5 protein-coding genes are annotated in these 6,054 nt (G+C 39.0%); 3 read left to right on the forward strand and 2 right to left on the reverse strand.

The features are described 5' to 3' along the window. Positions 1–218 (reverse strand): hypothetical protein (locus tag V7266_RS19995; protein WP_335470292.1); only part of this gene is annotated, 218 nt, incomplete at its 3' end. Between the two features lie 158 nt (positions 219–376). Between V7266_RS19995 and V7266_RS20000 the strand changes: the two genes are divergently transcribed. From V7266_RS20000 to V7266_RS20010, 3 genes are read left to right on the forward strand one after another with little or no spacing between them, the layout of a single operon-like run. Next, positions 377–1,978: a spore germination protein gene (locus tag V7266_RS20000; RefSeq protein ID WP_420491466.1), complete on the forward strand. Its 1,602-nt coding sequence runs from the start codon at positions 377–379 to the stop codon at positions 1,976–1,978. Then, complete coding sequence (locus V7266_RS20005) at positions 1,975–3,183, forward strand: Ger(x)C family spore germination protein (RefSeq protein ID WP_335470295.1); 1,209 nt, start codon at positions 1,975–1,977, stop codon at positions 3,181–3,183. Before V7266_RS20000 ends, V7266_RS20005 begins: the two co-directional genes overlap by 4 nt. A 22-nt stretch (positions 3,184–3,205) precedes the next feature. Continuing rightward, positions 3,206–4,312, forward strand: a complete 1,107-nt coding sequence (locus V7266_RS20010) for a GerAB/ArcD/ProY family transporter (RefSeq protein ID WP_335470298.1) — start codon at positions 3,206–3,208, stop codon at positions 4,310–4,312. A gap of 44 nt (positions 4,313–4,356) precedes the next feature. Here V7266_RS20010 and V7266_RS20015 read toward each other — a convergent pair whose 3' ends face one another. Beyond that, positions 4,357–6,015 (reverse strand): PAS domain-containing sensor histidine kinase, encoded by a 1,659-nt coding sequence (locus tag V7266_RS20015; protein WP_335470300.1) that lies wholly within the window; start codon positions 6,013–6,015, stop codon positions 4,357–4,359. Positions 6,016–6,054 lie beyond the last annotated feature (39 nt).

Raw genomic sequence — 6,054 nt, forward strand, 5'->3', positions numbered from 1 at the left:
TGTTTTTTCTTCTTTTTTAAGAAGGAACGAAGCAATCGAATGCAAAAGAAGAGGGCAAATAAAAATACAATCACGTATTCAGCGGGTTCCATTACCCGGAAGGGGTTTATTGCCTTCCAAATTAGCAAATTGGGAGGGGTTCCCATGATAAAGTCTAGGAGAATAATTAACCCGAGCATTCCTCCGGCTAATAGACAAACAATCATTAGAGATTTCATTTTGCTCACCCTCATTCCACGTTATGGATTAGTATTTAGAGTTTTAAAAGTCCTTATTCGCTTTATTCCAAAGTTTTCTTAGATGATGGATATTGGTGTGTTTTTTGGGGAAAATACCCATTATCAATCTCTAGGAAATGAGGTGGACGCTTGTGTCAATCCTGTCACAGATATTAAAAAAGAAACAACAGAAGAGGCAGAATGATAATTATCGGCAAAAGCAAGATCCACTAAAGCCAGAGGAATTGCCAATCCTTCGGGACTATAAAGACAATCTAGAAAGGATAAAAGCTGAATTAGGCAATAGTTCCGATGTCACTATTCGAGTAATTCAAGCAGGCAGTCATAAGACTGCGGTCGTCTATATAGATGGACTAGTCGATACCGTAAGCATTAGTGATTTTCTTTTAGAACCTTTTATGGAAAAGGATGTAATTCCTGAACAAAGAGATATCTTTCAATTCTTCCTCGATAAAGCTGTCGCCTTAGGAAGTGTCCAGTCGGTTGATAATTGGAATCAAGTTTATGACTCACTTTTATCAGGAAATACAATCATTTTTATAGATGGCTGTAATAAAGCGATTAGTGCTGAAACAAAGGGATGGGATAAGCGCTCAATATCAGAACCGACTACCCAGCTCTCGATCAGGGGTCCAAAGGATGCCTTTACAGAAACACTAAGAACCAATACAGCGTTAATAAGAAGGCGGATTAAAAGTCCTAATTTATGGTTAGAACCGATGAAAATAGGGACCGTTACCCAAACCGATATTGCAATTATGTATATAAAAGGAATTGCCAATGATAAAATTGTTACCGAAATCAAAAAAAGATTACAACGAATTGATATAGATGGCATTATCGCATCAGGGTATATTGAACAATTAATAGAAGATCAAACATGGACAACATTTCCAACGACCTTTCATACAGAACGGCCAGATGTCGTTTCATCGCATCTGCTAGAAGGTAGGATTGCAATCGTTGTTGATGGCACACCATTTGTATTAACAGCACCTGCCATATTTGTGCAATTCTTTCAGGCGCCGGATGACTATTATTCCCGTTTTGATATCTCAACAGGAATTAGGCTCCTTAGAATTATTGCCTTTTTAATAGCCCTAATCGGTCCGGCCACCTATATTGCAGCCACAACGTTTCACCAAGAAATGATTCCGACCACCATGGCCATCGCTATTGCGGCACAACGAGAAAATGTTCCATTTCCTGCATTTGTCGAAGCCCTGATTATGGAGATTACCTTTGAAATTTTAAGGGAGGCAGGCTTAAGGCTTCCACGCGCAGTCGGCCAGGCCGTTTCCATTGTGGGTGCGCTTGTAATTGGCCAGGCCGCCGTACAAGCTGGTTTTGTTTCACCAGTAATGGTAATCGTGGTTTCCGTTACAGCCATCGCTAACTTCTCTACACCGATTTTTGCCATGGCAATCGCAGCCAGATTAATTCGCTTTGTCTTAATGGGGTTAGCCACCATGTTAGGCTTTTATGGAATGATGCTTGGTCTCATGTTTATGGCGATTCATTTATGTTCACTCCGCTCGTTCGGTATCCCATACATGATGCCCTTAGCACCCTTTAATATTTCTAATCAACAAGATGCGTTTGTCCGCTTTCCTCTTTGGGCGCTTAAAAATAGACCCCCATTTATTAGTAAAGGGAATATTAAGAGGACAGGAGATAATCAAAAGCCTAATCCCCCAAGTCCTGATGAGCAAAATAGTAATCAAGGTGATAAGTCATGAAAAAGGGTTTGATCATAGCAACTATATTATTTATGCTAACGCCTTTGCTTAGTGCCTGCTGGAATCAAAAGGAATTAACGGATTTGGCCTTTGTCATGGCGATGGGAATTGATAAAGGAAAGGATAAAAAGTTTAAGCTTTCCTTCCAATTAGTAAATCCTGGTAACGTATCAGCCGGACAAGGTAGCGGCGGAGGCCAGGGACTTCCGATTGCTGTTTATCGAAGTACCGGAGATACCATAACAGAAGCTGCCCGAAACGCAACCAAAAAGGTATCACGTCGTCTTTATTATGCTCATACGAATGTGGTTGTCGTAAGTGAAAAAGTGGCGAAAGAAGATATGCTTTATATTTTGGATGGACTCGATCGAGATCCGGAATTTCGAACAACCACAATAATGGTGATAGCGAGGGACTGTACAGCTGAGGAAATTGTGACAACTCTTACGATTCTTGATAGACTTCCCGTTAATAAAATAACCAAACAATTAAAGGCTTCAGAGGCGATGCTCGGTGAAAATATGAGCGTAAATATTGATGACTTTCTTGCTGCTGCAGTCAGCAAGGGAAAACAGCCTTTCTTAAATGGCTATAGCTTAATTGGTATCAAATCTAAAGCAAGAAAAGCCGAGAACCTCCAAAAAACTACAACGGATGCCTATCTTTCTTCTCATGGATTAGCGATCTTTCATGACGGGAAATTTCGGGGCTGGGTAGATGATGACAAGGCCCGGGGGATTGTCTGGATTCAAGATAAACTCAAAAGTACGGATATTTCTATCCCGTGGAATGGTAAGAAAAGAGCTCTTGTTGTAGCACCGATACGCTCCAAAACAAAAGTTTCGGTTCACTTTGTTAATCAGAAGCCGCAAATAAATGTAAAAATTGATAGTGAAGGATGGATAAGTGAAGCCAATACAGCCATTGATTTAAACAATCCCGTCATTATCGGAAAAATAGATAAACTCGTCGAAAAGGAAATAAACAGGCAAATTTTAAACTCGGTTCATGCAGCGCAAAAACTCAAAAGTGATATTTTTGGATTCGGAGACAAAGTGCATACCGCTAACCCTGACTTATGGAAGAAAATTCAAGGAAATTGGGATGAGGAATTTGCCTCATTAAAGGTGAATGTAACATCAGACTTTTATGTTCGCCGTGAAGGAATTCGAACGCTGCCTTTTTGGTCTTCAATGGGTAATTAAGAATTGACAAGGGGAGGAGTGTATGGAAAACGCAAAAATTAAGGCCTACCAGCTATTTGTTCTGGTTGTTCTTTTTGAGATGGGGAGTGCAATCCTCGTTGGATTGGGAGCGCAGGCCAAACAGGATGCCTGGCTGGCTATATTATTAGGACTTGGTGGGGGATTAGCCGTCTTTTTAATTTACTATCAGTTATATAAATATTATCCAGACCTCCCGCTTACAAGTTATATTCAAAAAATTACAGGAAAATGGATTGGCCGTATAATAGGAATTTCCTATATCATTTATTTTCTCTATTGTGCTGCCAGGGTCCTGCGGGATTTTGGTGAATTACTAACTTCTACCATCTACACGGTTACCCCTTTAATTGTCATTAACTGTTTAATGATCTTTACGATTATTTATGGGATACATAAAGGCTTTGAAGTAATTGCAAGGGTAGGAGAGCTCTTTTTTATTGTGATTTACATGGTGGCGGTCGTAGGCTTTGGTTTAATCATGTTTTCGGGATTAATTCATCCGGAAAATCTTCGCCCAGTTCTTGAGAATGGCTGGAAACCTGTACTGAAAACATTCTCTATGGAAACCATTAACTTTCCATTTGGGGAGATGATCGTCTTTACAATGGTGCTGCCCTATTTAAATGATACTAAAAAGGCAAAATGGGTTTGTATGGGAGGGATGGTCCTTAGCGGCATTAATATCACGATTACAGCTGTCATTAATGTAGCCGCTTTGGGGAGTAATTTGTTTACTCGGGCTAATTTTCCGTTATTATCGACTATTAGCAAAATCCAATTAGCAAATTTTATTGAACGGCTTGATGTTTTATTTATGCTCTATCTTGTCATTGGCGGTTTCTTTAAAATATCCATCTTTTTTTACGCGGGAGTTGCAGGAACCGCTGATATCTTTGGAATTAAAAGTCAGACCAAGCTCAGCTTTCCTATAGGGGCACTTGTATTATTTACATCCATCACGATTGCATCCAATTATTCAGAGCATATAAAAGAGGGATTAGAAATAGTCCCAATCGTTTTACACTGGCCCTTTCAAATTCTGATCCCGTCGTTTTTATTAATCATTGCCTTTTTCAAAAATAGAAAAAAAAAGAAGGAACAATCATAAAAAACTGCCAAGGAATCATTCACCCAAATGGCAGTTTTTTTTGATTATTTATTTTTTATGGCATTTTTTGTAAATTCCTGGTTGATCGGTAAAGAAATGTCAACAGAAGTTCCTTGATTCCTTTGGCTGTTAAAACGAATGACTCCATTGTGAGTCTGAACAATTTTATAGCTGACCGTTAACCCAAGTCCTGTTCCTTTTTCTTTTGAAGAATAGAAGGGTTCACCCAGTTTTTCAAGGCGTTCTTTGGAAATACCGCATCCATAGTCTTTTACCGTAATCCTTACATGTTCTGCCAGCGCAGGATGAATGACAATTTCAACGATTCCGCCTTTTTCAGAAGCTTCAATCGCATTTTTAATAATATTGATAAATACTTGCTTTAGCTGATTAGGTTCACATTCAATGTGGGTGGCCTCTTCAGGAAAAGAGGAAACGATTTCAACATTATAGTAAATGGCTTCCGTACTTAATAGCGAGATAACATCATTTAAAAGCTTATGAATATCAGCTATGGAAAATTTAAGATGCTGCGGCTTAGCCAGAAGCAGCAGTTCTCCCACAATGTGATTAATCCGGTCTAACTCATCCATCATGATCTGATAGTAAAATTGATGTTTTTCGTCTTCCATTTTCAAAAGCTGAACAAACCCTTTTAAAGAGGTAAGCGGATTACGAATTTCATGTGCTACACTAGCAGATAGTTCACCAACGACAGACAGCTTTTCCGTTCTTCTTAACCGTTCCTCTGTTTTTCTTAGGGTAGTTACATCTCGTCCGTAACCAATAATTCCGGAGATTTTCCCATTAACAATGATTGGAACAGAAGTGCATTGAAGGGTGATGGGATTTCCATTCCGGTGAGGAATATTAATCTCATACATAACCGGTTTCACTTCTTCCACCACTGATTGAATAAAATGAGGCAGGAATTTTTTATATTTTCTTGGTAACAACTGACAAACGCTGTGTCCAATTATATCCTCTCGTTCAAATCCAGTTATCAGGTCAAAATGGGGGTTTAAATTGGTAATGGTTCCCTCTAAATCAAGCATATAGACAATATCAGGACTATATTCAAATAAAGATTTATATTGCTGCTGACTTTCTGCAAGTTGTTTCGCCATTTCCCTTCTTTCAGTAACATCACGTCCAATCACAACGAGTCCTTGCCGGCTGTGGTCAGGGTTAAAGAGGGGAACTTTAATCGTATCAAACGTTCTGAATGTCCGATCAGGCATCTCGAGTACCTCTTCCATTCGAGTGATGACTCGATTTCTCCAGGTCTCTTCATCAGATTTTTCACAGTACCGCAGGGCATCTCCATGAAATTTCGAATACTCGGCTAACTCGGAGTCCGTTTTCCCGCGATAGTCAACATCCTCAAGCCCGAACAATTTCAATCCAAACTCATTGGCCTCAATCCATCGGCCATCCCCATCCTTAAAATTAACAAAGTCAACCATGGAATTAATCAAGGTAGACAGCCGATTTTGATCTTCAAGGGAATCAGTTAATTTCTGTTGTTTACTGTAAGAAAAATAAATAAATAAACCTGTAACAACAATATAGAGAATTTCTTTTGTCCTCTCTATACCCCAGACAAGGGAAGAAGGAACAAATTCTTCAATAAGATAATTTGTTCCATAGATCCATATAATACTGCTAATTATATAAAGGATAACAAGCTTTTTTTTATCCATGCATTTCTCCTGAATTTTTACTAGAAAAAATTTTCCTAT

It is taken from the genome of Neobacillus drentensis, assembly GCF_036965645.1.
Classification (GTDB): domain Bacteria; phylum Bacillota; class Bacilli; order Bacillales; family Cytobacillaceae; genus Neobacillus; species Neobacillus drentensis_D.